The organism is Candidatus Neomarinimicrobiota bacterium, assembly GCA_021734025.1.
Lineage (GTDB): Bacteria > Fidelibacterota > JAANXI01 > JAANXI01 > JAANXI01 > JAANXI01.
Genome location: JAIPJS010000026.1, coordinates 17,445 through 43,959, shown reverse-complemented (window position 1 = coordinate 43,959; position 26,515 = coordinate 17,445). Strand labels below are relative to the sequence as shown.

The 26,515-nt window shown below is 49.3% G+C and carries 17 protein-coding genes; 7 read left to right on the top strand and 10 right to left on the bottom strand.

What is annotated here, in order from left to right:
* Positions 1-62: 62 nt before the first annotated feature.
* The 8 genes from K9N57_16865 to K9N57_16830 form a co-directional block, all read right to left on the bottom strand.
* Positions 63-869 (bottom strand): DUF4382 domain-containing protein, encoded by an 807-nt coding sequence (locus K9N57_16865; protein ID MCF7805854.1) that lies wholly within the window; start codon positions 867-869, stop codon positions 63-65.
* Between the two features lie 146 nt (positions 870-1,015).
* A complete protein-coding gene (locus tag K9N57_16860; protein MCF7805853.1) occupies positions 1,016-1,291 on the bottom strand; it encodes a hypothetical protein in 276 nt (91 codons plus the stop codon).
* Between the two features lie 45 nt (positions 1,292-1,336).
* The gene (locus K9N57_16855) at positions 1,337-1,738 is read right to left on the bottom strand and encodes a PAS domain-containing protein (GenBank protein MCF7805852.1); all 402 of its coding nucleotides are present in this window, start codon (positions 1,736-1,738) and stop codon (positions 1,337-1,339) included.
* 18 nt (positions 1,739-1,756) lie between these two features.
* Positions 1,757-2,248, bottom strand: a complete 492-nt coding sequence (locus K9N57_16850) for a hypothetical protein (GenBank protein ID MCF7805851.1) — start codon at positions 2,246-2,248, stop codon at positions 1,757-1,759.
* Between the two features lie 60 nt (positions 2,249-2,308).
* On the bottom strand, positions 2,309-3,622 hold the full coding sequence (locus tag K9N57_16845) for a hypothetical protein (GenBank protein MCF7805850.1): 1,314 nt from the start codon (positions 3,620-3,622) through the stop codon (positions 2,309-2,311).
* A 370-nt stretch (positions 3,623-3,992) separates the two neighbouring features.
* A complete protein-coding gene (locus K9N57_16840) occupies positions 3,993-4,484 on the bottom strand; it encodes an FKBP-type peptidyl-prolyl cis-trans isomerase (protein MCF7805849.1) in 492 nt (163 codons plus the stop codon).
* Between the two features lie 194 nt (positions 4,485-4,678).
* Positions 4,679-5,086 carry a hypothetical protein gene (locus K9N57_16835; protein MCF7805848.1) on the bottom strand — a complete coding sequence of 136 codons (408 nt, stop codon included), beginning with the start codon at positions 5,084-5,086 and terminating at the stop codon, positions 4,679-4,681.
* 3 nt (positions 5,087-5,089) lie between these two features.
* Positions 5,090-5,866 carry a hypothetical protein gene (locus K9N57_16830; GenBank protein ID MCF7805847.1) on the bottom strand — a complete coding sequence of 259 codons (777 nt, stop codon included), beginning with the start codon at positions 5,864-5,866 and terminating at the stop codon, positions 5,090-5,092.
* A gap of 268 nt (positions 5,867-6,134) precedes the next feature.
* Between K9N57_16830 and K9N57_16825 the strand changes: the two genes are divergently transcribed.
* From K9N57_16825 to pckA, 7 genes are all read left to right on the top strand, one after another.
* Positions 6,135-8,822, top strand: a complete 2,688-nt coding sequence (locus tag K9N57_16825) for a hypothetical protein (GenBank protein ID MCF7805846.1) — start codon at positions 6,135-6,137, stop codon at positions 8,820-8,822.
* Positions 8,819-10,594, top strand: a complete 1,776-nt coding sequence (locus K9N57_16820; GenBank protein MCF7805845.1) for a HAMP domain-containing protein — start codon at positions 8,819-8,821, stop codon at positions 10,592-10,594. Before K9N57_16825 ends, K9N57_16820 begins: the two co-directional genes overlap by 4 nt.
* Before the next feature lie 52 nt (positions 10,595-10,646).
* On the top strand, positions 10,647-12,014 hold the full coding sequence (locus K9N57_16815) for a sigma-54 dependent transcriptional regulator (protein MCF7805844.1): 1,368 nt from the start codon (positions 10,647-10,649) through the stop codon (positions 12,012-12,014).
* Positions 12,015-12,414: 400 nt separating this feature from the next.
* Positions 12,415-13,143 (top strand): tetratricopeptide repeat protein, encoded by a 729-nt coding sequence (locus K9N57_16810; protein MCF7805843.1) that lies wholly within the window; start codon positions 12,415-12,417, stop codon positions 13,141-13,143.
* 222 nt (positions 13,144-13,365) lie between these two features.
* Positions 13,366-13,776: a PAS domain-containing protein gene (locus K9N57_16805; GenBank protein ID MCF7805842.1), complete on the top strand. Its 411-nt coding sequence runs from the start codon at positions 13,366-13,368 to the stop codon at positions 13,774-13,776.
* Between the two features lie 503 nt (positions 13,777-14,279).
* Positions 14,280-15,497: a pyridoxal phosphate-dependent aminotransferase gene (locus K9N57_16800; protein ID MCF7805841.1), complete on the top strand. Its 1,218-nt coding sequence runs from the start codon at positions 14,280-14,282 to the stop codon at positions 15,495-15,497.
* Complete coding sequence (pckA, locus tag K9N57_16795; GenBank protein ID MCF7805840.1) at positions 15,494-17,140, top strand: phosphoenolpyruvate carboxykinase (ATP); 1,647 nt, start codon at positions 15,494-15,496, stop codon at positions 17,138-17,140. Before K9N57_16800 ends, pckA begins: the two co-directional genes overlap by 4 nt.
* Positions 17,141-17,380: 240 nt before the next feature.
* On the opposite strand, the gene K9N57_16790 is transcribed toward pckA, so the two are convergent.
* Both K9N57_16790 and K9N57_16785 read right to left on the bottom strand, forming a co-directional pair.
* Positions 17,381-19,114: a T9SS type A sorting domain-containing protein gene (locus tag K9N57_16790; GenBank protein ID MCF7805839.1), complete on the bottom strand. Its 1,734-nt coding sequence runs from the start codon at positions 19,112-19,114 to the stop codon at positions 17,381-17,383.
* An 83-nt stretch (positions 19,115-19,197) separates the two neighbouring features.
* On the bottom strand, positions 19,198-26,385 hold the full coding sequence (locus tag K9N57_16785; protein MCF7805838.1) for a M6 family metalloprotease domain-containing protein: 7,188 nt from the start codon (positions 26,383-26,385) through the stop codon (positions 19,198-19,200).
* Positions 26,386-26,515: the final 130 nt, after the last annotated feature.

The following is a 26,515-nucleotide window of genomic DNA, read 5'->3' as shown; positions in this document are numbered from 1 at the left end:
AAAAAACCCCCCCCCCCGCCACCCCCGGGCCCCTGCTTTTTCATTTGCTCTGATTTAACCGGCTATTCCATCAACTGAAAATCGTACCCGCTTAAGTCTTCTTCGGCCTCAAGTTCCACACCTGTGTAAGTTGTATCGGAACCGGAGTATCCTTCAGCCTCAGCGGATAAATCATACGTCCCTTCCGGTAGTGTCAACATATAGGCGCCGGTTGAATCGGTGACGGTAGCGGTGGTATCTTCACCTTCGACTGCATAGACTGACGCATTTTGGATTGCGGCGTCTGCCGAATCAACCACTGCACCGGAAATTGTCCCCGAGACATCCCGCTTAAACGCCTTGAACGTCGGTCGGAGCATGTAACCTACACCCGGGGCCATATGGACCGATTTCGCGGCGTTGAAGTCAAGATAGATTTCCACAACCTCATTCGCCTCGATGGTGAAATCTAAATTCAGCTTTACGCCGGTTTGCATACTGCTCGGAATAGTGAGTGCATGCATCTCGTTACCGATTTCAATGGTATTATCGCCGGATAACATTAACCGCATCTGGGTATAGTGACCGGTTTCCAGCGCCGTATCGACCAGCGTAGCTCTGACGCCGTTGACCAGGTCAAGAAAGTTGATCGTAGTATCGGGATGCGCCACGGTGATCCACCCCTCAGCTGAGTCTCCGTCCGCCTTATGGACTGCAACTGATTCAATGTCTAAATAGATACCTTCAGCATCCATATCCAACGGGGCGTCATAGGCTTGTACCCGCATCTGACCGGTCGTTCCCTTATTGCTATCCGTTGGCGAATCGCTACATGAAATTAAAAAGACCGCACTTAATACCATGATCGATATTGTTTTTAGAATTTTCATCGTTTCCTCCCTTTTTTGCTTCTTCTCATCATCGTCTGAGTTTCTTCCTCAACAAATTCTGCGATCATTGTACGGGCCGTATATTGGAATGTCCGTGAGTAGTCTCACACGGCGTGATACGCATCAAGTTGTTGTGTTTTATGTATTTATGCCGCGTGTATTTTTTGTAGTGATCGGAAAGATTTGGGGTAATGTCGGCTCAGGAGATCTTCAAAATTGTATCCCAGCGATTTACACAGACGCTGCATTCCGTCATATGAACCTCTTCGGTGCAGAAATACCACCTGCTTTGTTCTGTAATGGTAGACACGAACACGATCTCCTTCAATGGTAATTGAGAAATAGCCGATAGAATATCCACCGGAGTCTAATAAATGTTCCCAAATTGCTTTTGTTTTATTGTGCGATGTTATGTTCTTCATGGTTCATCCCTCCTAACCTCTGACAGATGAAAAAATGGAAAAATTTTACTGAGTTGAACGGTATTCCCGGGGCACCGTACCCCACGGGTCTCGAATATCTCCTGCATCATCCGGGAGAATCACGTCGCATGCTCCAGGATTATACCGGAACCGCGATTCATACACCACATCCTGCTGCCCAGTGTCCATAATCATCCTCACATCTTCGATAAACGAAATTTCCTGCCCGTCTTTTGAAAGGAGCATCACCGGGATGCCCTGTATCTGGTGAAAGTGCCGGACTGCCGATTTGATATCGTGGCGGGGATACCGCTTGAATATTGGTAATTCGCCAAGATTTTTCCCCTGGAATACAGTGCGCTCAGGATACCCTAACATCCGTTTGAAGTCTGTGTTTACGGTCAGGATTACTCCGTTTTCATCAGTCCGATAGGTTCCTGTTTTCATGGTTTATATTCCCCGGTTTTAATTTAAGAACCGATAGGATTCCATATCTTCGGTGACGAACTGCGTCCTGGTCGTATAATGATCTATCCGGATCCAGTGTTTGCCCGTCCAGACTTTTTGGTGGCTATCCCACATCACAAACATCAGCCACAATCTTCGGTATTGCGCCTTCAATGAGGCGTTTTGGGTCGTCATCTTTGAATAGAACTCCCGAAACCGATCAAACATGGCATCCGGATTTTTTCTGGTGTAATCCTGGAGCTGATCCACACGGGGCAGCCAGACGTAATACTGTCTGGTAAGCTGCCTGTTACAGATAGCGCCGTAGAAAATCTTTCCGAACCTGTCTGTCTTTTGTGCTGTGAAATTGTTGTCGTTTGTCCGGATCAGCGTGCCCTGGAACTCGTCACTTTCAATAGTCGAGACCGGATCACCAACCTCCGGAAACCAGTGCCCTTGTATTTCGTCTGCATCTTTACTCATTCGAATAAAATCTCGTGTTGGTTCCATTGTTTCCTCCCTTGTCCATACCGTATCCGGCAGAAGCCGGCAATTATTCAAAATAATTTTCTATACCGTTGTATCAGCAATAATAAATATGTCTGCCATCAAGTTGGCATCTGTGCCCACTCCCAGCGAGGTCCTGCTTAATACCCTGGATTCAATGGCGGTATAATAATCCTGATATGCTTCAATGATCGCCTCCGTTGAAATCGACAGAGCCAGTGATTCTGAAAGAGCGGCGCGTAAACCGTTCTCCCCCTCGATTTCCCCCTGAATATCTGCCATCATCGCTTCATCCACATCCAGGGTAAGCCGCAGCAGATCGATGACCGAGCTGTGATACGTGTTGAACGCCGACCGGATCTCTGCCAATGATGTTGCTGCGTCTATGGACGCATTCAGTTCCGTCTCCATAGCAGCCAGATCTGCCTCTACTGAATCCGACGTTTCCAATGTCGCAAATCGCGCTTCAACAGCCCGAGTCATAACCTCAGCCCTAAATTCCGCCAGAGCCTGGAGGTAGTCGAAGCGTAGGTTCGTGTTCATGCTGCCGGTACTCTGTATCATCGCGGAAAACGCCATAGCACGGCTACGGGCATAGTTACTGATGTCGATCCCGGCGTCACTATAAGCCCGGAGATAATTCCGGACAAATGTCCGGTGGCTTCCGGATGCAGAAGCTTCGGTTCCTGATTCGTACAATTTCTGGTCTAACTCTGCCTGCGCTTCGGATTTTGCCTGAGTAATCGCTCCAATTAATGCATCCGATTCCGAGGCAAAAAAGAGTTCGTGCTCTACCTTGAGTTCGGACTCTATGGCAGACGCCAGCTGGCTGACGGCCATTGCATCACCGTAAGCATGGGCAGCCACATCTGCATCAATCCGGTTCTGGATATCTGCGTAGGTCATCGCTTCTAGCTGATCGTACATTTTCATACGAAGGTATACATCCGTCTCCACGGTGGTTTCGCGGGTCAGCGGGGCTACATATGTTGTATGTTTATGTTCCACCGTTCCACTGACCACGGCGCGCCATTCCGCTGATCCTCTGGTCGCGACCACAACCAGATGTGGCTCATTTTCGATTTTCGTACGCAGGGTAAAATGACCATTTACGTCGGTATGGACCGTTTCACTGGAAACTGTTTCCAGCGATCCATCAGCGGTCACGCGAGCCAATATCACTGCCGTATCTTTGTCACCCGTTGCGGATTTGTTCAGCGTAGGGTCGGCCTCATCTGCAGCGACACGACCTTGAATTATTGAATAGTCCCCCTGGGAGACATTACTCGGATTGTTACACCCGGCTAATAATCCGACAACGACCATTCCCAGAATTCCAAACATCGCCAACTTTGTATATCTGTTTATTCCCTTCATCGTGATTCCCTCCGTTTGGGTTGACTGCGTTCTGCTATTAACAGAATCAACATTCATTCCAGAAAAACGGACAGGGTTTATATCAACATAAGTAGAATTATTACAGATACTTATAACAATTATAAATAAATAGCGTGTTTGGGCAGGTATTAAATGAAGTGTGTCAGTTGCTACACTGCAGCCGGTAACCCCTGAAGCTATCGCCGTTCCGGTACGTGTCACACATGACACATCTGTGTGAAGGCAGATACACAATTGCCGCATTTAAATCGATTGATTTATTTGTCGGGGTTTGAGTTGTGACTTGCGTCACCGGTTTATGAGAAAACGAGGAAATACAGAGCAGGAAGGGCTTCAGTTCCTCCGACTTTTACGAAAGAATATCCAGCAGTTGCACCTGAACAATTACGGTTTCTTCTGCATACGGGTGGTTCATGTCCAGCAGTACGTGATCGTCTTTCAAACCGACAATTCGATGGGGAGACATTTTGCCATCAGGCGCCCGGAACCAAACGACTCTGTCCTTCTCTATAGTGGTTCCTTCGGGCAATGCTTCTTTTGAAAACGGGATCACCAGGTTTTCACTCCGTGATCCGAATATCTTATCTCCGGACAACCGAATCTGCGCCTTATCACCAACCTGCATCCTCCGGATCACCTTATCAAACTCCCGCAGGTAATGTTCTTCGCCAACCGTAAACTGGAGTTTACGGTCTTTGGTCAACACATAATCCATCTGGGTTGGTGGGTGGACCGAATAGCTTATCATGACCTGATCACCCTCGGAAACTTCCGGTAATTTCGGGCTATCCGTTTGGACAGGATGTGCGTAGCTCCATTCGCTCTTCAATATATTATTCATGGGTTGGTCACTGCACTGGAGTAAAAAAACTGTTCCAAACAGCAATACACCTGTTATTATTAATCGTATTGCCAGCTGCTTCATTCTATGTCTCTCTTGCATAGGTTAAAATGGTTTTGATAAGTATACGGAGGCATTGCTGGTCGGCACCTGATGTGGTAACCGACCAGCAATGAGTCAACAGTTCGCAGACGTTACCTCCGGATCGAAGGTTCGTTCAGGTCGCTCTCCGGATTTTGGGCCTCCGGAAAGCTCCTCAGTTCATAATGCAACATATTATGCCCGTTCAAAGTATATCCTGTCTGCCCTCCGTGATTAATCCTGATACTTTGGGCCCGCGCCAGAGCATTTAAAAATCTATTTTGATCCATCGGGATCAGTGCCGGCGACAATTTTGTGTACCTTTCCGTCGGTAATCCTGACAGAATATAGGCCTGCTCGGTTGATTGATCGGTCGCCTCCGACTGGGTAACCCTCGTACTCAAGAGCGGTGGTGCATCAGACCGACCATCAATGGCTTCAGTTGTTGAACCCGAATGTGCCAGTATCAGCAATCCCAATCCCAGTGAGTACATCAACACAGATACGAGCACTTTTTTCATAGATTACCTCTGATTTGCAGTGACAAGAGTCATTGTTTCCGGAATAGTTGTAATATCTATTGTGTCATCGTTCAGGTTTCGAATAGGGGAGGTTTCCTGCGGCTCTCCTGAATACTGGTCTGCCAGTTGCCGGATTTCATCCATATCTTGCTGCATATTGCTATGCTGCACATTGCTAGTCACATCCGATTTGGCGGCTGGTTCCGTGGCCCGGGCTTCTCTGGAATTATCAGGTATTCCGGCAAGTGTCAAATCCCGGACCGTTTCGGGGATCACTGGCGCAACCTCCGCTTCGGTTCGGATATTTTCTAACACTTGCGCAAAGGTCACTGCCGACTGTCCCCCATATTTTCGCTTCAGGTATATATCTGTCGCAATTGTCGTTTGTTTAGTTATCGGACCAGTGGTATGGATTGTACCGGGTTCGAGTGTTACCGGGATTACCGTTTTCCAATCGCGGCCGTTCTTTTCCCCCCACACCACGAGTCCGGAAATCCCGGTTGAATTTGTTTTCACGCGAAAAGTGCCATCCCGGGCAGTCAAAATGCGATCGGCTTCCCCGCGATGGATATTTCCCTGGGCATCATACCGGAGCAAAACGATTTCCACTTCGGCAACGCCGGAGTGAGAAACGCCTCCTTCGCTAGTACTGATAATTTGTCCCTGGATCACGGCTGGCATAAAATCTGACGGGACCGGAACTCCTGAACACCCAGCTAATAGCCCCACACAGAGAATACTGCTCACCATCAGATATTGACTCAGCCGTGCATTGCCCATTTAAATTCTCGTTTCGATCGCTTTTGTATTGACTGTATCGTTACCTACACTTATTCTTTCAATAACTGTACCAGCAATTCTTGGAAGGACGTAAATTGTTTATTATTAACGCTTTAACTGTTTTCAGTGGGGTTGCAATTATAGACAACAATACTTTACAATGTGTAATCCCGTACACACCAGAAACGCGGAACCCTGTAAACCGGGTAACTGGCTGGCTGTGTTTTTCATCACACGAAGATGTGTCCAAAAGTATACATTATACCCTATGAACGTCCCTTGGATAAATAAACGGATCATCCCGGTTCTGCTTATTCTGCTGGTTGGATTGAGCGGATGTACGTTTTGGCAGCCAGCGGGAGAACGCTCGCCGGCTGAAGACTATCGCACTCGACTCCAGATGGAAAAACGGAAAGCCCTCAGCCAAGCCACCGACAGCCTCTTAGCCCTCTCCCCCCAAGAGTCGCCGGCGCTATATACTGAGCAACGGCAACAATTCCGACAGGCACTCATCGAATACTTACAGGTCGCGGACTCAACCGAACGGGAGATGGTCTTACTGAACCATGATGGGAGCATCGTTGTGCTCCCGGTGGATACCAGAGAATTTGCCAGCGCCGGGGATTCGCTCCGTACGCCGCAAACGCCCTTACAGGTCTGGAAAACTGTGGGGCCGGGGGTACGGGGCAAGGTCCTCGATCTTGTATGGTTGGGAGACCGAATCCGGGATTCAGGTATGTTGGTGACTCTTTTTGCCGATTCCGTGGACATATATCGGATAGATGCCGATATCAAACGCTTGTATCACCACGAGTTTCCCAGCGAAACATTTCACAGTCTGCGTTCTGCCGGGGCTGCCACGTGGGTTTTGTCTAAAGATTCCGCAATCACCGATATTAGTGTTATTACCTCAACGCTCGAATCGGCAAATATTATATCTATTCAATCCTCGGACATCAGAATCCGCCCGGCGGAAAATGCAGGGCAAGCCCCCTGGTCAGTGGCCTCGTGGCATTCGGTTTCCGGGCAGGATCTTTTTGCAAATGATCATTTTACACCAGGTGAATTCAGAAGTCTCCGCCGGTTTCCGTCTGTAAATCGCACGGTCCTCCTCGATGCTGCCGGATACCTGCATCTGCTGGACTCAAACGGACAAACCCATCTCTGGAAAAGTGAGCGGGCGTGGGGTATACGTATTTATCGGTTGGGTAATCGTCAACTCGGCGTGCTGACTGAAGATGCCCGTTCGTTTGTAATGTTCAACGTCGAGGAGCGGGCGCTGAGCCTTCGGGGACAATCGCCGGAGTTTCCTGCACCGGTTACCGCCCTGACCGGAGCCCGGCTCTGGGATACGAAGGGCTTTATTGTGAGTCTGGCGTCTCAGAACCGGGTATCCCAAAGGGGGCAGTTTCAGTTCATTCCGGCGGACAAGATTCGCTGGAGTGCATCGGTGAACTACAAGGCGCCAGTACTGCCGGACTATTCCTCTCGGATAGCGCTGGTCACACCCGAAGAAATTACCGAGGAGCCGGCCGGCCGGATCTCGGCGAACCTTGCCCGGAACATTTCGGAGACGTTATTTACCATCGGAGATGACCGGCGAGTGCGGCCTTTAGTGGCGAGAGATTCGGAACATCTGGGTGGCTGGACTGCCTGGGATATCCATCTCCGGCGGGACGTTCGGTTCTCTGAGGGAACGCCACTCACAGCGGGCGACATCAAACGAAGTTGGGAAAGACGGTGGCAAGAGTGCCGAACCGGCAAGTGTTCAGACCAATGGCTGTGGCAGATGATTGCCGGCGTACCGGAATTCCTGAGCGGGGAAACCGATACCATCTCCGGGATAGAAGTTGTCGACCAACATACACTGCGTATCCGACTCAGTGAACCCCAACCGTACTTTATCGAACATTTGACTCATCATACGTTCCGAATCAATAAAACGGTAGAGTCCGGCATTCCAGTCGGGACAGGCCCGTTTCGTATCACCGACTTTCCGGAGCAGGCAGCAGAGGCGACCGGACAAAACCTTCCCATGGAAACCGACGGATGGAATCTTTTTTCAGTCCTTCGGGCTCAGGAACCTGGTGCACGAGAAACAACTCCGGTCACACTGGCACGAAATCCTTATTATTATAGAGGGTACCCATATATAGAACAATTGCAAATCTATCCCCGCTCACTGGAAGTCAGCGATTCTCTTCTTCAGGAGCGTAATATCCTCAGTCAGGTACAGCACCAGCAGGACGTAATATACTATCAGAAATTACCGCAGGTTTCGGTACGTCCATTCCCGGTCAATCCCGTATATTTTCTGGCAATGAACCCGGATTCACCGCTTTTGGGCTCTGCTGGTGTTCGCCGGATTATTTCCGGAGCACTGGATAAAAGCGTAACCGCCAATATCATTGACGAGGCAGAATGTACTGTAACTTCCCGCTTTTTTGGCAATCGGCAGATTGAACCGTCATCAGCTGAACTCTCCGATTCCGCTGCGATCAGCGAACCGGTTTCTATCGCCTATCGCTCAGGCGATCCGGTCGGCAGGCAAATAGCTGAACGCCTCGCAGCGAGGCTTTCCCAGCAGAATATTCCCCGGGAAATCCCCCAGGGAGTTCCCGGAGATCAGTTTGAAGAAATGCGTTCGCGCGGAGACTACGGTATTTTGGTAGATACTTATTCCCCGGCATTCGGAACCCCGATTTATAATCTAGTTGACCTCTTGAATCGGGGATATGCTATCAACCAGGACATGAAAAATGCGCTCCACGCCAGGCTGAGTTCCGCGCCACAAAATTATCCCTCTGCTATTGAGGAGCACCTGATCAATGAGGGCATTCTGGTGCCCGTCTTTCGGGTTACAAAATACAGCGTACTTCCCACTGAACTGCGCGGCATTCAATTGCTCGGAACTCAGGAATACGGTTTTTCGAAGGCCTGGATGCCGATACGATGAATTGGTTGCAGCAGATCATAGAAAAAATCCGCAAGATACAAATTCCGCTCTCGGCAAAGTTCGCCGGGACATTTGCAGTCCTGTTCTTTATTACCATTTTGGTGGTGGTTCTGGCTGTGCGGATGACCGTCGTGCGGCAGTTCACCACACAATACCGGGAACAGGTCAACGCATCCCTTCAATCAGTGCAACAGGAATTACAAACCCGGCATACCGGCATCAGTGAACAGTTGCACCAATTTGCACAAAAGCTCCAGGGTGACTATGAATTCCGGCTGCAGGCCGCTATTCTGAAAAATATCCATCAGCAATTTATCGTGGATTACGCCAAAAATTACATGTCTGCAATGGGTCTCCAGGCGCTGGCCATTACTGATGCCGGCGGTACGGTATTGAGTTCCGGACACTATCGGAACGCGTTCGGAGGGCAGTCGAACTGGCTTATCAATGGTATCCGTATGTCACCGGATTCATTGGTGCTTGCTGAATTGTCCCGTCCGACCGGAGATTTTATCAGCCTGGTGGCACTGGATTCGGTGACTATGAGCGGGCAACGATTTTACCTGATTGGCGGCGTTGAAATCAGCAACAAATTCCTTCAGGAGCTCCAGCCGGCTCCCAATACGTCACTGGTCTTGAGCCAGGGGGATTCAATCGCTATAGCGAGTAATGATAGCGTAGGCCACGTCCAAATTGAACCGACTGATCTATTGGAATCCCAGGAAACTGTGCAATATGTCTCGCACCGGCAGTACACAGTTGGGGGTTTTCGGCTCCCGCTTTTTACCAAAGATGGCTACTCTCCGGTAACAATGCAAATGCACTATCCGACCACGGAATTGAATCGGTTATTGGTCGGACTAAATCGCCGAATGTACCTCATCGCCGGGATAGGCATATTGTTAGCTATTGCTACAGTAATCTGGCGGACAAAACAGGTGACCCAGCCGCTGGAACGGCTGGCCTCCACCGCATCCGATTTATCGCTGGAAACGCTGAACGTCAATTTTACCGAGCGCACCAACGACGAGATCGGCATCCTGAATGATGCCCTGCAAAATATGGTGCAACGCCTGCGGCAAAACCGGATTAAACTTGCCTCGGCGGAACAAAAAGCTGCCCTGGCCGACATTGCCCGTCAGGTGAATCACGATATTAAAAACGGCTTCATCCCAATCCGCAACGTCATGAATCACTGGGCGGAAGTTGAGGAGCAGGAACCCGAAGATCTCTCCCGGGTGTTCCGTGACCGAAAGAATACGGTCTTCGAAAGCCTGGATTATCTGGAGGACCTGACCCGCAATTACGCCAAACTCCGGCCTGATATTGACCGGAAACCGGTGTCGGTCAATACTCTTCTCCGGAATCTGGCCGGAAGTTATCAGCATATCTCTGGACAGTCTGTGGATATCGATATGCAGCTAACCGAAGAGGAGCCGAGAGTCATGGCCGACGAAGTGCAGCTCCGCCGGGCGTTTGAGAATATCCTGAAAAATGCCGTCGAAGCGTTTGAAGAATCCGGTCGAATCCGGATTACCTCAGCGGTGGAAGGCACCAAAGTCCGACTCACCTGGGAGGATAACGGCGTGGGTATCCCGGAAGAAATTCAGGATCAGCTGTTTCGGACGGCAGTCACAACCAAAGAGGATGGTTCCGGGCTGGGCCTGGCGAACGTCAAACGCATAATCGGGGACTTTGACGGAAATGTCAAAATCCGGAGTGATGAGGGCGAAGGCACGACCGTCACCGTTACGCTCCCGCTCCAAACATGATTTTTCTGATGTACATTCTACCAAACTCAACGATTTACAGGAGAAATAATATATGAGTACGTTGCTTGTCGTGGACGATATGAAAACTATCCGGGAGCAGTATGCCTATGACCTGGAGCGCAAAACCGAACACGAAGTGTTAACTGCGGAAAATGGTAAGGATGCGCTCGGGAAGCTGGACGACGAAGCCATCGATTTGGTGATCCTGGATCTGGAGATGCCGGTGATGGATGGTCTGGAGATGCTGGAAACCATGGAGAAAAATGGACCCAGTGATGTGCCGGTGATTGTATATACTGCCCAGGGAAATTTTCAGCGGTGCGTCCGTGCAGTAAATCTTGGCGCGTATAACTTCTTTGATAAAAATGAAGTAAATCTGGATCAGTTGATCCAGGTGATCGAAAACGCCCTGGAAAAGCGCCGGTTGATGGTGGAAAATAAGCAGCTGAAGAACGCTTCGGGGCAAGATTCCTATCTCATCGGGATTAGCGACAAAACCAAGGAGTTGCGGGAAACTATTAACAAAATTGCCCGGGTTCCGAGCAATGTGGTAGTCTCGGGGGAAAGCGGTACCGGCAAAGAATTAGTTGCCAAAGAGCTCCATGACAAAAGTGACAGAGCAAAAAAGCCGTTTGTGGCGCTGAATTGCGCAGCCCTTCCAGAGAACCTGGTGGAGAGCGAGCTGTTCGGTTTTGAAAAAGGGGCCTTTTCCGGCGCAGAAAAGACCACCAAAGGAAAATTCGAGGTCGCGAATGGCGGAACACTATTTTTGGACGAGATCGGCGACATGCCCTTAAATATCCAGGCCAAGCTGCTCCGGGTCCTGCAGGAAAATCAGGTGTCACGACTGGGAAGCGAGGGCAGAGAGATTGATGTGGATGTCCGGGTGATCGCCGCCACCAATCAGGATCTTGAAGAGCAGATCGAGAACGATCAATTCCGGGAGGACTTGTATTACAGAATTTGTACCCATGTAATTCAGGTACCACCTCTCCGGGAGCGACTGGATGACGTAAAGCCGCTTACGCTCCATTTTGTTGAACGGACGTGCGACAAATTCGGCATTCCGGAAAAAACCGTGAATCCCGGGACATTTGAACAGTTGCGGCAGTATGACTGGTCCCGGAACAACGTCCGCGAATTGGAAAATATCGTTGAACGAATGATCATCCAGTGCAACCGGAACGAAATTTTACCTGAACATATTCCCGGCGACATCCGAAAGAAAGAAGCCGTGCCCAGCTATGAGAGCGGGAAGAGTTTTCAGGATCTGAAATATCAGGCCGAGCGCCAAATCATCATCAGCGCCCTGGAAGAGCACGATTGGCATATCACGAATACCGCCAAGTCCCTGGATATCGCTAACCACTCTAATTTATTAAAAATTATGCGCCGCCTGGACATCGAGCGTCCGGAATAGCCTGTTTCAGTGTATGACTTCTCCGGGGGTACTCCGCTCTCGGAGTAATTTATTGTCATCGAAAGTATCCCCCCTGCAATCTCGAATTTTCCTCAACCGGTATTGGCGAATTACAACGTCGAAAATGCGGTCATTTCTGTAGATTAATGTCCCTCACGTCTGTATAATTCATATTAATAGTCCCTTGGCTTGAGTTTACACCTTGTGTCCTACAGTACACACTGTGAGTAATAGTGGACACAGCTTTCAGCAATATCTGACATTTTCTGCTTAAATATATTTTAGCGTAAATATTTGTTATTAAACGGTTTTCCGTGTTTTCAACCACCCGTTATAGAACTTTGGATCGATTGTTGAAAGTATATATAGCAGCATGAAAAGAAATCACCAGGAGGCAGCCATGGAAACCAGATCAAAATTTGAGGTACTTTCGATCATTCTTCTGGGAATTCTCATGGCATTGTTACAGGCACAAATTCTCAAAGGAAATGAACTGAATTCCGAATCGGCTACACATACCAAAACTGTCCGGACCACTGATGCATCAGTCACCGACCTATACACAAAGGGCGTCCACTTTTTAAAAAATGACAATCCGGACAGTGCCGCCAAATATTTTGAAATTACATTAAGCAAAAACCCTGAAATGATTCCGGCTTTCGTCAACCTGGGCCGAGCGTACATTGAAACCGAACAGTATGACAAAGCGAACGAAGTCCTGACCCACGCGATGACTCTTGATTCTATGCATAGTGACTTGTGGAAGGTATACGGGCGGTTGCTCTATAACACGGAAAATACCGACGACGCTATCCGGGCCTATCAACAATCAATTGAATTGTCTGATTATAATCCGTATGCCAGGAATAATCTGGCCCTTATCTATATCAACGAAGGCCGCTATCAAGAGGCCGTGGAACTGCTGAAAGCAGCTATCCGACAGAAGGAAAATGTAGCATATTTCCACAATAATCTGGGGATTGCCCTTGAAAACATGACGAGCTATCAGCAGGCTGAAACGGCTTATCAAAAAGCATTAGAAGTCCAGGCAAATTATACAAAGGCAGAAACAAACGTCCAGAGAATTCAAGAACACATACAGAATGTCTCCAGCGTCTACCAGGAATAGATGTTGTGCTGGGACATTACAATGGACCCCTGGTCAAACACGCCCCGGCCAGGGGTTTCAATTTCTTTTGAGAAAATGGAGGACTAATGCAATTGACTTCCTTTTTAAAATGTTTGGTTCTTCTTAACCAAAGTATGATGGCCGGGATAAATCGGACCATTCTTTTTCCGCAATATCGGCCGCAATTTTTACTCCATCAGAAAATAAACTACGAGGACAATAATGAACTATCCTAAGTCCGTCGGATTCCGTGATTGTGCCGTCGATTTTGAACAGCAACAGTCACTGAAGTTAGAGCAAAAAGGAACTAAACCGGTACTGATCCTGAAATCATCCGGCCATATTTATTATGGTAACTCGATGTTTTCATCTCTGCTCGGCTACAACACGCAAACGATTTATACCGAGCATGTTTTTGAAATCCTTTACCCTGATGATATTCAAACATTTGTGGATGGATTTTTACGACTGCTGAAAAATCCGGCCGTGACAAAGACGAACACGGCGCTGCGAATTTATTCTTCCGAAGGACTTGTCTGGACGAAAGTCGTTATGAAGATTCTAAAGTCTCAATCGGAAGAGATCGGGATTAAAATCACTATCCTGGATCAATCACCAGTACCGATACGTTAACAGACGGTTCCCCTACCAACCATAAGCCGGGAGCGGCGCTGTACCTACAGGTCGCTCCCGGCTTTGGCATTTTCCAGTCTTCACTTATCTGACATCCCGCCGAAGATTGTTTCGTAGAATTCCCGAAAATATAGTCGCCGGGATACGTATTGGTGATCAGAATACCGCTAAAATCCTCTCCCAGACAAGATCGGTCAACGACGAATCGCACCCAAAATCACAATCCGAAAAAAAACTTCAATAAGTAAACTTTTTTACATAGCTCACCCAAATAATCTCAACCTATCATCCCAATTTCATGCTACCGAATAAAGATGACATACTTACTCATATATTTAAGTGAATATCCATTTATATTTGTATATATGGTCATTTTTACACTATATAGGCAGAAAATTTTGGTAAATACACGAAATTAGTTTTATTTAGTACTTTTTGTTCATATTTTAAAAATTGAATTTTATACAGTATCAATTCATTATTACACACAAAAGGGGTAACACATGAGTCTCAGTCAGGTTGCACGGTCTATTGGAGCGTCCCCGACTCTCTCGCTGAATGAGAAGGCGGCGGTCCTCCGGGATAAAGGGGATCCGGTTATTCATCTGGGTGGCGGACAACCAACAAACAAGTCGCCCATGGATGCTATCATGGCTGCGGCATCCCATCTAAACACCGGTGAAGTGCGATATGCTCCGGTGGACGGAACACCGGCACTCAAGCAGGCCATTATCCGGTACACTGAGGAGCACTACGGTAGGCACGTCAGTCCGGATAATGTCATCGCATCCAGTGGCGCCAAGCAGGCGATTATGGTGGCCATGCAAACGATTCTAGATCCACAGGATGAGATTGTTTATCCCGCACCATATTGGGTGAGCTATCCGGAAATGGCTAAACTCTGCGGGGCCCGTGGGGTAGCAGCCGCGCCGGAGGACGGTTCCTTTTATCCGACCATCAAAGATATCGAGGAGAAGGTGGGGTCAAACACCAAAGCAGTGCTCATCAACAGTCCGAACAATCCCTCCGGTGCCATGTACTCCGAAGAATTCATTGCGGACATTGTAAATTTCTGTGAAAAGAACGATCTGTACCTAATCATGGATGACATCTACCATCGGTTGGTATTCGATGACAAACAGTTCGTAAACTGTTACGAATATGCCTCGGATCTCACGGAGAACTCTAAACTTATCCTGATTAACGGTGTATCGAAACAGTATGCCATGACCGGTTTTCGCATTGGCTGGGCTATTGCCAACAAGAGGATTGTGGAAACCATGGCCAACATCCAGGGGAATCAGACATCCGGGCCATCTATCGTGCTGCAGAAAGCGGCTATTGGCGCACTAAACGGAATTCAGTCCGGCGTGGAAAACCTGCGACAGGATCTTGAAAATAATCGAAATATAATGCTGGATCGATTGAACGCTTTTAATGGAGTGAAGGTCACCAAGCCGGACGGTACCTTTTATTGCTTCGCCGATTTCAGCGCCTACGAGAAGGATTCGTTTAAACTCTCGAACTTCCTGATTGACAAAGTCCTCGTATTGGCTGTTCCCGGTGCGGCTTTTGGAGTTGACGGCCACCTGCGGTTAAGCTTTTGTGGCACTGTCAAAAGCATCACGGACGGCCTGGGTCGTATCAAGTGGGCTCTCGATCCTGAAGCCCCCAACGAACTGTATATCGGAGATAGAAAACTTGTGAGGGACTGGACATGAAAAACTTTTTAAATATACAAACGCCAGCGGCCAAAGAAGCGAAGGCGCTGGCATCGGACTACAAACTGAGTCAGCAGGGTTTTATGAACCTGGGTAATGTGTACTGGAATCTTCCGGAAGCGGCATTGTACGAAGAGTCAATTTTTCGCGGGGAATCCAATCTTGCGAAGGGCGGTCCGCTGCTGGTCAAAACGCCTCCCCATACCGCCCGCGCTGCAGGGGATAAGTATGTAGTGCGTGAGGAATCAACCGAAGACAAAATTTGGTGGGGCGAGAACAACCGGCCTATTACACCGGAGAAGTTCGCGGGTGTTTTCTCCCGGGTACAGGCGTACGTCCAGAATCAGGATCTGTTCGTACAGGACTGCTTCGCAGGCGCCGATCCCGATTACCGGATGCCGGTTCGTGTTATCACCGAACGAGCATGGCACAGCCTGTTCGCACGGAATATGTTCAACCTCACGGAAAACCAGGACGTGCTAAAAAAATTCATGCCGGAGTTCACCGTTATTTCCCTTCCGGAGTTCGAACTTGATCCCCGAATTGACGGGACGCGCACCAGTACCGGCATCATCATCAACTTCGCCGAACGGATGGTCATCATCGCCAACAGTTTGTACGGGGGCGAAATCAAGAAGTCTATCTTCACGGCGCTGAACTTCCTGCTAACTTTCAAAGATGTCCTCCCGATGCACTGTTCCATTAACGTGGGGGATGATAACGATCCGGCAATCTTTTTTGGACTGAGCGGTACCGGGAAGACCACCCTTTCTGCCGATCCGGAGCGACACTTAATCGGCGATGACGAACACGGCTGGAGCGCCAATGGGGTGTTCAATTTCGAGGGTGGCTGTTATGCCAAGGTGATACGTCTTTCTGCCGAGAATGAACCGGAAATCCACTCCACAACCCGACGGTACGGCACCATCCTGGAAAATGTGATTTTCGATCCTGTGAGCCGGCACATCGACCTGGATGACGATATGATTACGGAGAACACCCGGGCATCCTATCCGCTGGATTACATCCCCAACGCGGTGCCGGAAAAGATGGTAAACGCCCATCCGGATAACGTCATTTTCCTCACCTGTGATGCCTCCGGAGTGCTTCCGCCGATCGCCAGACTGGATCCCGAACAGGCTCAATACCACTTTATCAGCGGCTATACATCAAAAATCGCCGGGACTGAAATCGGATTGGGAACCGAGCCTCAGATCACCTTCAGCGCCTGCTTCGGCGCGCCGTTTATGGTGCGGCATCCGTTCAAATACTCCGAGATGCTGAAGCAGCGCATGCTGAAACACGGCGCCACCTGCTGGCTGGTGAACACCGGCTGGGTCGGTGGGCAATTCGGCATCGGGAAACGAATTAGTATCAAGTATACCCGTGGTCTGCTGAATGCAGCTCTGCGCGGCGATCTCAATGAGGTTGATTTCCGGAAGGACAAGGTTTTCGGCTTCGAGATACCACAAACCTGTCCCGGTATCCCGGGAGATGTTCTCGATCCGTCTACCTCCTGGGGCGATGAAGAGGAATACTGGAAGAAATACGACGCCCTGGCCGCCCGGTTCATCGAGAACTTTAAACTGTTCGAAAAAGGCGTTTCCAAGGAAGTAAAAGCAGCAGGACCGAAAAGACTCTAACGGCAGTGTTGATGTGTTCAGGTGTTCGAGTGTTCAAGTAAGCGTTTCCAAGAACTAAAACCGGTACCAAAACTCTCCAAATATGAATAGCCCCGGGCTTTAGCCCGGGGTTCAGGAATCTGAAATAAACTGAATCCCTCCAGGCTTTTACTCCTGAATACTAGCCCAAAAATAACGGTCGGCGATCCCTCCATAGCGGGGATCACCGGCCGTTTTGTGTATCTTAACTGTCGTTAACAACTACTTCAACAGTACCATCCGTTTCATATCCGAAAAATCACCAGCGTCGATATAGTAGAAATAGACGCCGGCGCTTGCTTGCTCGCCGTGAATGTTTGTTCCGTCCCACTGGACAGAATACGTGCCAGCAGTCTGTCGGCGCTCAACCAAAGTTGTCACCCGGTGTCCCTGAATATCGTATACCGTAATGGTGACCTGGCTGGTTTTCGGCAAAGCATACTGGATAGTGGTCGACGGATTAAACGGGTTCGGATAATTCTGGTTGAGCGTAAACTGCTTCGGTAATCCGGGTTCATCCATGGTTCCTACCGTTTGTCGATACACCGTAAAATCCCACGGATAATTACCATTGATCGATCCGAGACTAAACAAGTCTTCTGAATCGACGGAGATCACCGTCCAATCATATCTTCCAGTATCAACATTCGTCTGAACTGTTGTATCACTTCCGATGTGCATCATATTTAATCCGGATTGTTGTATTTCACTGAATGTGAGCGTATCCAGTCCGTCCAGGTTCCCGGGATCGTCATACACCAGATAATACTCCAGGGAATCCCAGAAGTCCGGATCTTCATTCTGCTGCCAGCGGAACGTCACGGTAGCTGTACCGGTACTCGTATCCACCGCAATACTATCCCCCTGGGGAGGCGAAACCAAACTGAAATTCTCCGGTGCACGATTCTCAAATGCCGCGAGGTCAATCTGGAGCACCGCGCCGTTGGCTGTCCAGACAGGTGCGTCGGGTCCCTGAGTCATCGCCTGCATTCCGTTCACGGAAAATCGGAGGGTATCGCCAGGTTCTGCCCCCTCATCGACACCTGGAGTGGCACTATCGTCCCGGTAGATTGACATCGTTCCATAGGAACCGGAACTGTCCACCACCCACGTACCGCAGTGGACATCATCCGGATCAAAGACGTCGACAACGTCACCTGGCTGGAGCGGACTGTCATTAAACCGGGAATTTTCGCTATACGCGGCCACCCATTCGTTCGTGGCAGTTACATCGGTTTGAATATTTGCCGAAACCGGCACAGGCAGGGTACTGGTCCATGGGTCGTTACTTTGCAGTAATAGTTTATCGGTTATCTGCCCTTTTCCCAGCGATGACGTGAAAAGTACAGTCACATTGGCGGAGGAATTGGCTCCGATTGTTTGAGGCATACCGGTAACGAACATCGTCTGCTGGCGTCCTAACAATCCGCCGTCTCCGTCCCACTGGTAACCACTGATGGTTAACGGTTCCTGTCCCATATTTTCAACCTGGAGCGTCATGGAAGAGGAGTCTTCCAGAGCGACTGTTCCATGGTTGATGCTGGCCGGGCTGACTCCGATTTCCGGAGTTTGTACCTGGAATTCCAGCTGGATTACGTCACCGTTGCCACTCCATATCCCGTATTCATCCACGGGATAACCATCAATGGTGAAAGTGATGGTATCTCCCGGAGAGGCACCTTCATCGACATTCGACGTGTAGCTATCATCCCGGTATACCGGCATCAAACCATAGGAGCCGGCGGTGTCGACCGTGTCGACACCGCATAAGACTCCATCGGAATCAAATGCCTTAATTACCCTGCCCTGGGCAATGGGATCACCATTGATTGTGCTCCCGTTCCCGTAAAAGTTGACCCACTCATTGGTAGGTGAAACCTGTGAATGGAGCAAAACAGGCAGGAGCATGAGTATCCAGATGAATAGCCATTTTCTTGTCACTATTCGTGTTACCATTTTGAGTGTCCTTCCCTGGCTTAAAACCAAATGCTTTAAATCAATTGTCAACGAGAATCGCATTATATTTCCCATTGAGTCAATTATTTCAGAAACAGCATTTTCCGGGTCTTCTGAAAATCCCCGGCTCGTATCTGATAGAAGTACACTCCACTTGAGAGTTTTTGACCCCTGTCATTGGTTCCGTTCCACTTCACGGAGTAGTATCCTGCTTTTTGATTGCCGTTCTTTAGCGTGGCAACTTTTTGCCCAAGCAGGTCATAGACAGCGATGGTCACATTACTCTCTTCCGGCAGCTGGTAATCAATCTGGGTTTCGGGATTGAACGGATTCGGGTAGTTCTGGGTGATATCGTACTTATCGGGCAGTGACCGCAATTCTTTCCCGGTAGAAGTTACGACCTGATTGTAATCCATGATATCACCGAACTCGCTCCATTCAACCGTCACAGGCGACTTATAGTCACCGAACCTGATAGTTACCGCTTCACCTGGTTCTGCTCCTTCGTCAACCTTGGTTGCGGGATCATCCTTATAGATTGGCATAATGCCAAACGTTCCCTTTCGTTTTACGGTTGTTTCGCCACAGATTACGCCATCCTTATCAATGGCATGGACCTGTGTACCAACGGCAATCGGTTGCCCGTCAACGGTCATATCCTTGGCGTAGAGCCCCATCCAGCTGTTCGTCGGTGTTACCTGGCTCTTTTCCGAAACCGAGACCGACTGATCCGCCAGCAACTGCGGTCCTGTTGCTGCTTGATTCTGTGGATAGACCAGGGTATCGGCGGTATCCAGTTTCACCCAGTATCCGGATTGTGGCTTCACGGTATTGAGTGTATTCAGATAATCCGGCAATGATGGGTCAAAGGTGAGTCCACCACCGTTATACCCTAACGCTACCACAAGATTGTCCATGATACTCTGGAACCCGTTCCGGAGGGAATCGGCATTTGTCGGCAGGTAACTGACCGTATTCCATCCCTTATCAAGTGGCAACGCCGTCTGCGGTGAGACCGGAGGTCCTTCTACCGTGAGTGTATCTTCGGAATCAATCCGCAGCCAATATCCATGACGGTGATCCACCGAATCGAGCGTATTGGTTGATGTGGAGAGAGCCGGATCAAAGGTCAGTCCACCGTTATCAAATCCAAGGGCGACGTCAAGATTGCCCAGGATCGGGTCGAGAACCTTCCTTGTCGAATCCTGTTCGGAGTCGACATTCCAGCTGACCAGATTCCACGTGGAGTTCAGCGGAATCTCCGTCACCACTTTCCGGCTGAGTACGATTGATCCGTAGGATTCGGGAGCCGCCCAGATATGACCCTGCGGCCAGTCAGCAGCAAAACCGTAATGGTAATTGTTCTGGTGATCGGCATCGATCTCAAACAGCATGATACCAAGAGAATCGCCTGCATCCACCAAGTAGGAGGAATTCAGATCCAGCGCGATCTCATATTGGAGGTGTCCGCTGGATTGCGACAAAGCCGCATCGATCCCGGACGGACTCTCGACAACGTCGGTAAATCTGAGACTGTCGGGATGATTTCCGTACAATCCACGGAATCTCACCCTTGTGGATAGTTTGTCCTCATCAATCCAGAAGTTACCCTCATCTGTCAAGCTGTCCGGATCCCAGGTTCGGTTATGGTCGCTGTCGAAATACAGCCCTATTTCGTCAGTACCTGATGTATCCGAATTGTTCGGATTATCGATGGCCAGGTAGAGATAATCCTGATCATTTTTCACATACAGGTCAACGGACTGGGAGGCACCCGGCGTTGCGATATCCATTTGGGTAGCATTGGTGTACTCACTACTGTTGATAACGCCATCCAGTGTTGGTGGTCCGCTCGAATAAGCCGAATTAATGACATGACCCGTTTGCGATGGTGTGGCCATGACTTCTTTGGAATAGTCGGTCTCACCATCTGCATAAACCGCTGTCACTACATAGTAATACGTTTGCCCGTTTGTTACACCGGTATCGACGTAATCCTGGTTATCGGCATAATTCCGTGTTCTCGGATTCAGGCTGTCCACCAGCGTATATGGTCCGCCGGATGTCGTCGACCGGTAGACTTTATAACGCTCAAAAGTCAGGCTAACCGTTTCCGAACTCTGTGTACCGGCATTATTGCCGTCACTGCTTACACCGGATTTGGATGGTGCACTCGCCGGCGAGGAGATGACCTCCGGATTTTCATCCCAGGTTAACGGAACGATTCCGCTGTATCCGTCACCAGCCACGACGTTCACCGGCGTTGGCAGCGTGACGCCAAACGGCTTCGTTACAATATCTTCCTGGAGATAAGAGAGTGAATCGTACACAATCACCTGCAGCGTGTATTCACCCAATTCAGCGTCCGTCGGCACCATCAATGACTCGGTAAACGGATCGTCTTCCGAGCCGTTCAGACTCCGATACCGCACTTTTCCGGCCAGATTTACGCCGGAGGGATTCAGCAGATTGGTCTCAATCCGAACGGACTGTGAGCTCAGGTCCGTATCGATTTCCTCCTGGACTTTCACCGAATCGCCCGGCATATAGGAATTGGTATCCAGCTGGGCATACCGGATGCTGGCGTTGGTTGAATCTCCACCATTCAGCACAACCTGCCCCCAGTCCACCGTGGTCGCCCAATTGCTCGAGACCGGATTGTCGATATCGATATAGATCTGGACCAGGTTTGCGCCTTCCTGCACAAGGGACGGATCGAGATTAAATACGCTGGTACTCCAGATGTCATCCGCACCGGTTAGCATTCCGACATGTGTACCATTAAATAATACGCTATCCACCTCACCGGAGGTTTCATCAATGTCATATGCCAGCAAGTTGAGTTGTGCGGTGTCCACCGAATCGGTATCAGCCACAAAGATATTAAATTCAATCGGTGCGATGGGGTCATCATTATACAGGTACGTATCCATGTCCCCGTCCGGAATACCTTCTAACTGGTTGTTCTCGTTATCTTCGGTGGTGAAGTTTTCGCGCTGGATATTCATCTTCGCTTTCACATTAATCTCCGGATTCCCGGGATCGTTTGTGCTCACCAATATTGAGCCTTCATAGGTACCAGGCTGATTACCACCGGCAGAAAATTGTGCGTTAATAACAGCGCTATCGCCTGGAGCAACACTTCCGCTCTGTGGCGAAATTGTCAGCCAATCAAGCGACGAGGTTGCACCGTTTCTGTCCCGCTGGAAAGATTCCGGAGATTTTGCGTCTTCTGCAGACGTCTCCTGATTACTCAATTTACCTGACAAGGTCCTATCTCCCTGCTTGAGGGCGGAATTCTGCGAAGATTGCAGGCCTCCGGATGGCTCCTGGCTGCTACCATTCGTGGAGTTATCATCGTCATCAATTGACCCGGGAGAAAATTGTGCCGGGATAGAAAGCGTCGTATCGGTGACGGTATAGTCTAAGGTTCTGTTTCCGTCATTCTTGATGACGAATGTCTGCGTGACCGTATCGCCACTTGCCAACGATGCAACTAACTGATCCGGATATACATTCGCACGCGGACCGTTGACATTCAGATCGACAGGAACATTTAGTGGGTTCTCATCGGGATCATTACTGTTGACTGAAAGCTCACCCTCATGCAATCCACCACTCAGTCCGGTCGCGTCAATTTTCACGGTGACGTTCTGACTGCCCGAAGAAGCCACAGTCCCGGTATCCGGCACTGCCGTAAGCCAACTTGTTTGGGCCGCACCACCGGTGAATTTCAGTGCGTTCTCCCACAGGAGATAAAAATCGCCAGTCACCGTTCCATTAGCCGGATGGGTCGGATAAATGGTTACAGCTGTAATAAGCCCACCTGGCTTGTTATAGGCAAGCAGCGGATCGCCGTCTTGCCACCAGGCAACTGCTGTAGCGTTGGAACGAAGCTGTGTCGGTCCGCCCTGAAAATCGGATGCGGTGAGACTGGTTAATCCGGTAGTTAGCGGATGCGACACTATATTGGTAGTATCCATTTCACCGGAGATATAATCTGCGCTACCGCCAAACAGGGGATCAATATTCTCTAACTGACCCCAGTCGCTGCTGTATCCACCGTCACTTCTCCCCTGCCAATAGAAAGTACCGAGCACCACATTACCTCCTGCCATCACGTAATCGTATATCCGATCTCCTACTGCAGTGGAATTCGAGAATGTCACGTTCTCGAATAACAATACCGCATCAAAGGAATGGAGATAGGAGAGAGACGGTACATTGGATGAGACGTTATATGTCTGGATAGAAATCCCAGAGATGTAATTGGGGAAGTTAGACTTAATCCAGTTATTGTCGACATCATCGTTGGACAAGACTAATATCTGGATGTTCTGATGCGTCTTGTCAGGACCAGACGTTTCGGAGGTACGATAGTTTAGCTGCGATGTACCAGCCGCAGGGGTTCCCTCAGTTATTCCACCCTGACCAGTCTGATCAGATGAGCGATCTGTCTCCTGATAGACCGTCCGGATTTCTCCCGGGTACATCGAGGAGGGCAAAATTCCCTGGGCAATTATTTCCCAAAAGAGATCGCCCCCGCCGAGATTATCGATGGTCAGCGTTTTTTCTGTGCTGTCACCGACGTCCAGTGTGACATCGAAGCTATCCGGAGTCACCGCGATATCAGGTGCATTCACGGTGAGATCAACCGGCACATCGATGGTTGCTTCATTCGTATCATTGGAATTGACATGGATGGTGGCCGAATAGTTCCCGGCGGTGAGGCCTTCGGCATCCGTTATTACATCCAGATTTTCACTGCTGGATGGAACAACTGTACCGGAAGTCGGGCTAACACTCAACCAGCCCGGACCGCCAATATCAATCTGATATAACCGGCCGGCATCATCATCTGCGACTAACATATATTTCCCGTCAAAAGCGAGTCCATCCGTCAAAGAAAAGCTAAACGATATCTGATTCTGGACATTCCCAGTTGCCGGATCAACTTCTGCCGCCGCACCATTGGTTGCAACCCACAGGGATCCGTTAATCCATGCTAAACCATCTTCGTATCCGGTATTATTTCCAAACTGTTGTACTGTCATTCCCGTCGTATCCATCTTGTAGAAATCGCCGGAATCCACGAACCAAAGATGGCTGCCGTCCCAGGTGAGTCCTTCAGCCACGGCTGGCATAGAAAACTGGGAGACCACGGAACCTGTTGATGGATCAATCCGATAAATTTCTTCAGTGCCAAAATCGGCATGCCAGAGATACTGCCCATCCCAGGCCAGTTCACTTGGACTACCGGCTCCAGGTACACCAAAACTCTGTAAAATGGTCCCGTTATCGGGATCCAGCTTATGAATCTGGTCATTATTAAAATCGGTAATCCATACATTGCTTCCGTCCCAGGCCAGCCCGTTTTCTTCTACGCCGGATGGGAGTGGAATACTGTTGATGGTATCACCAACTGTGAACGAAATTTTTGAATAAAGTGATGGGGTATTGGAGTCCTCCGCACCTCCTGTGGTATGTTCAACACTGGAGAGTGGGATGTGATTTTCGGACACGGGACTACTACTGGAAGTAAGAGAGATATTATAGGACAAGTCCCCGTCTCCGCTATTATCAATTGTCATCGTGTTGGTTGTGCTAAGGCCCGAAGTAAGGGTTACGTCAAAACTGTCAGGTGATACCGCTATTTCGGGCTCGGTCACAGGGATATTAACCTCAACCAGTGCGCTCATAGATGAGGAAGAGCTGCTGATCTGGGACACAGAAATAATGTTTGAAATCCCGCTGTAATCATCTGTATTCGGATTACTGTTGGCGTCAAAGACGGTGTTAGCGGTGCTTCCGGGGAATGGATCGCCCAGGTCTCCACGGTTAACCTCCTGATCCATGTCTTCCGCACCGTCTGCTGCTTCCACGTCCACGCCTTTGTGTGTTTCATCGGCATTCACGTCATTGGATCCGGGATAAAGAGACGTCTTGTCCGTATCGATATGCCATATTAACATTCCATCCCCGGGAAGGTAGTCATCAAACATGGAATTCTGCCGGTTTTCCAACAGGAAGTATTCCGATTTATCGGTAGGTATGTCAACTTTATAAAAGGCACTTGAATCGCTTTCAACTGCATTGAAGGTATAGGTATTATTGGAAGTAATCTCCTGGGGATTCACCCATCCGAGATGCTCTTTGGACCACGGGGACAAGTGTGAAGGGGTCAGGCCGGAATTTAACCAGCCGCCGCTTCCCATTACTCCCCATTCTCCGATACCTTCGGAACCTCCGTTCGTGTCATACAGATCCGGAAGTCCGATTGCGTGGCCGTACTCGTGGCAATACACGCCAATTCCGGTATGACGGCCGAACTGTTTTTCCGGTTGGATGGTATAGGAGTCAATGAGCACTCCATCATAATTTCGGGTGCTGCCTGAGGCCGCCAGGTTCCATTTATGAGACCAGATATAATCTGTATTTCCGGACTCCTCAGCGCCCGGACCGGAGTGGACTATGAAAAGTCCGTCAACTTCGCCGTCGCCATCGTTGTCATACTGAGAGAAATCGACTCCGGCGTTTTCGGCAGCGTCAACGGCTTCACGTACTAATTCTGCAGCGCGTGCGGAACCATTTTTATCGCCATAATATGTATAGTTGTTTGCCGCCTGATACCACCCGTTGGCACTACCATTTATTCCGAACTGACCGTACGATACTTCTTCGAAATAGTCGTTGAAACTCCCGGTCGCTCCATATCCACCGGTATACCCTGACTGATTCATCATATCGTCGAATGATTGAACTGTCTCCGTACTGGCCAGATCAGGGTATTCGATGAGCAAAAGAAGAACATCGTTGGTGGTCTGAACAGCAGGCTCATCCCCCGCACGGGAGGTAAGTGACCTGACCTCCTGTCGCGAGACCTGTTTTAACGAATAGCGGGCCCGCTTCTGTTCCACCACGTCCTGGTTGGCCCGGATATGTTTTTGGGTGTTGGAAAGATAATTCTGCTCACTCGCAGACCGCTGTCCGACTGGATGGACATTTACTGAAGTTGAAACCAATTCTCCCGCGCTGTTTTTCGACGCGTAGTTCCACCATCCGTCGTTGTTTCTGACGATGGTGTATCCATCAGTCGTTTCGGCATAGTGATGCCACTCATCACCAAATAACCTGATGGTAATTTCAGTTTGGTCTGGTTGAGTGACTTTCACCGGCTCCGGGTTTGCGGACACCGCAAGGAGCCCGGCCGGAATCATTGTAATTACAATTGCTAATAGAACACTAATACTACCTGTTCTTACACGCCCCATATTGATCTCCGGTTTGTTGTTTAACTATTGCATGACGCCAACTCGCTCTGCTTTAACACAGGAGTCAATAAATCAGCTCACTATCACCAGTTTCCACAGGTCATATTGAGCTTTTACACAATCGCTAAAT

Excerpts from the sequence above, each read along its gene's own strand:
- K9N57_16790 (MCF7805839.1), bottom strand. The coding sequence starts at position 19,114 with ATGGTAACACGAATAGTGACAAGAAAATGGCTATTCATCTGGATACTC.
- K9N57_16840 (MCF7805849.1), bottom strand. The coding sequence starts at position 4,484 with ATGAATAATATATTGAAGAGCGAATGGAGCTACGCACATCCTGTCCAA.
- K9N57_16830 (MCF7805847.1), bottom strand. The coding sequence starts at position 5,866 with ATGGGCAATGCACGGCTGAGTCAATATCTGATGGTGAGCAGTATTCTC.
- K9N57_16855 (MCF7805852.1), bottom strand. The coding sequence starts at position 1,738 with ATGAAAACAGGAACCTATCGGACTGATGAAAACGGAGTAATCCTGACC.
- K9N57_16785 (MCF7805838.1), bottom strand. The coding sequence starts at position 26,385 with ATGGGGCGTGTAAGAACAGGTAGTATTAGTGTTCTATTAGCAATTGTA.
- K9N57_16820 (MCF7805845.1), top strand. The coding sequence starts at position 8,819 with ATGAATTGGTTGCAGCAGATCATAGAAAAAATCCGCAAGATACAAATT.
- K9N57_16810 (MCF7805843.1), top strand. The coding sequence starts at position 12,415 with ATGGAAACCAGATCAAAATTTGAGGTACTTTCGATCATTCTTCTGGGA.
- K9N57_16835 (MCF7805848.1), bottom strand. The coding sequence starts at position 5,086 with ATGAAAAAAGTGCTCGTATCTGTGTTGATGTACTCACTGGGATTGGGA.
- K9N57_16860 (MCF7805853.1), bottom strand. The coding sequence starts at position 1,291 with ATGAAGAACATAACATCGCACAATAAAACAAAAGCAATTTGGGAACAT.
- K9N57_16815 (MCF7805844.1), top strand. The coding sequence starts at position 10,647 with ATGAGTACGTTGCTTGTCGTGGACGATATGAAAACTATCCGGGAGCAG.
- K9N57_16865 (MCF7805854.1), bottom strand. The coding sequence starts at position 869 with ATGAAAATTCTAAAAACAATATCGATCATGGTATTAAGTGCGGTCTTT.
- K9N57_16845 (MCF7805850.1), bottom strand. The coding sequence starts at position 3,622 with ATGAAGGGAATAAACAGATATACAAAGTTGGCGATGTTTGGAATTCTG.
- K9N57_16850 (MCF7805851.1), bottom strand. The coding sequence starts at position 2,248 with ATGGAACCAACACGAGATTTTATTCGAATGAGTAAAGATGCAGACGAA.
- K9N57_16800 (MCF7805841.1), top strand. The coding sequence starts at position 14,280 with ATGAGTCTCAGTCAGGTTGCACGGTCTATTGGAGCGTCCCCGACTCTC.
- pckA (MCF7805840.1), top strand. The coding sequence starts at position 15,494 with ATGAAAAACTTTTTAAATATACAAACGCCAGCGGCCAAAGAAGCGAAG.
- K9N57_16825 (MCF7805846.1), top strand. The coding sequence starts at position 6,135 with ATGAACGTCCCTTGGATAAATAAACGGATCATCCCGGTTCTGCTTATT.
- K9N57_16805 (MCF7805842.1), top strand. The coding sequence starts at position 13,366 with ATGAACTATCCTAAGTCCGTCGGATTCCGTGATTGTGCCGTCGATTTT.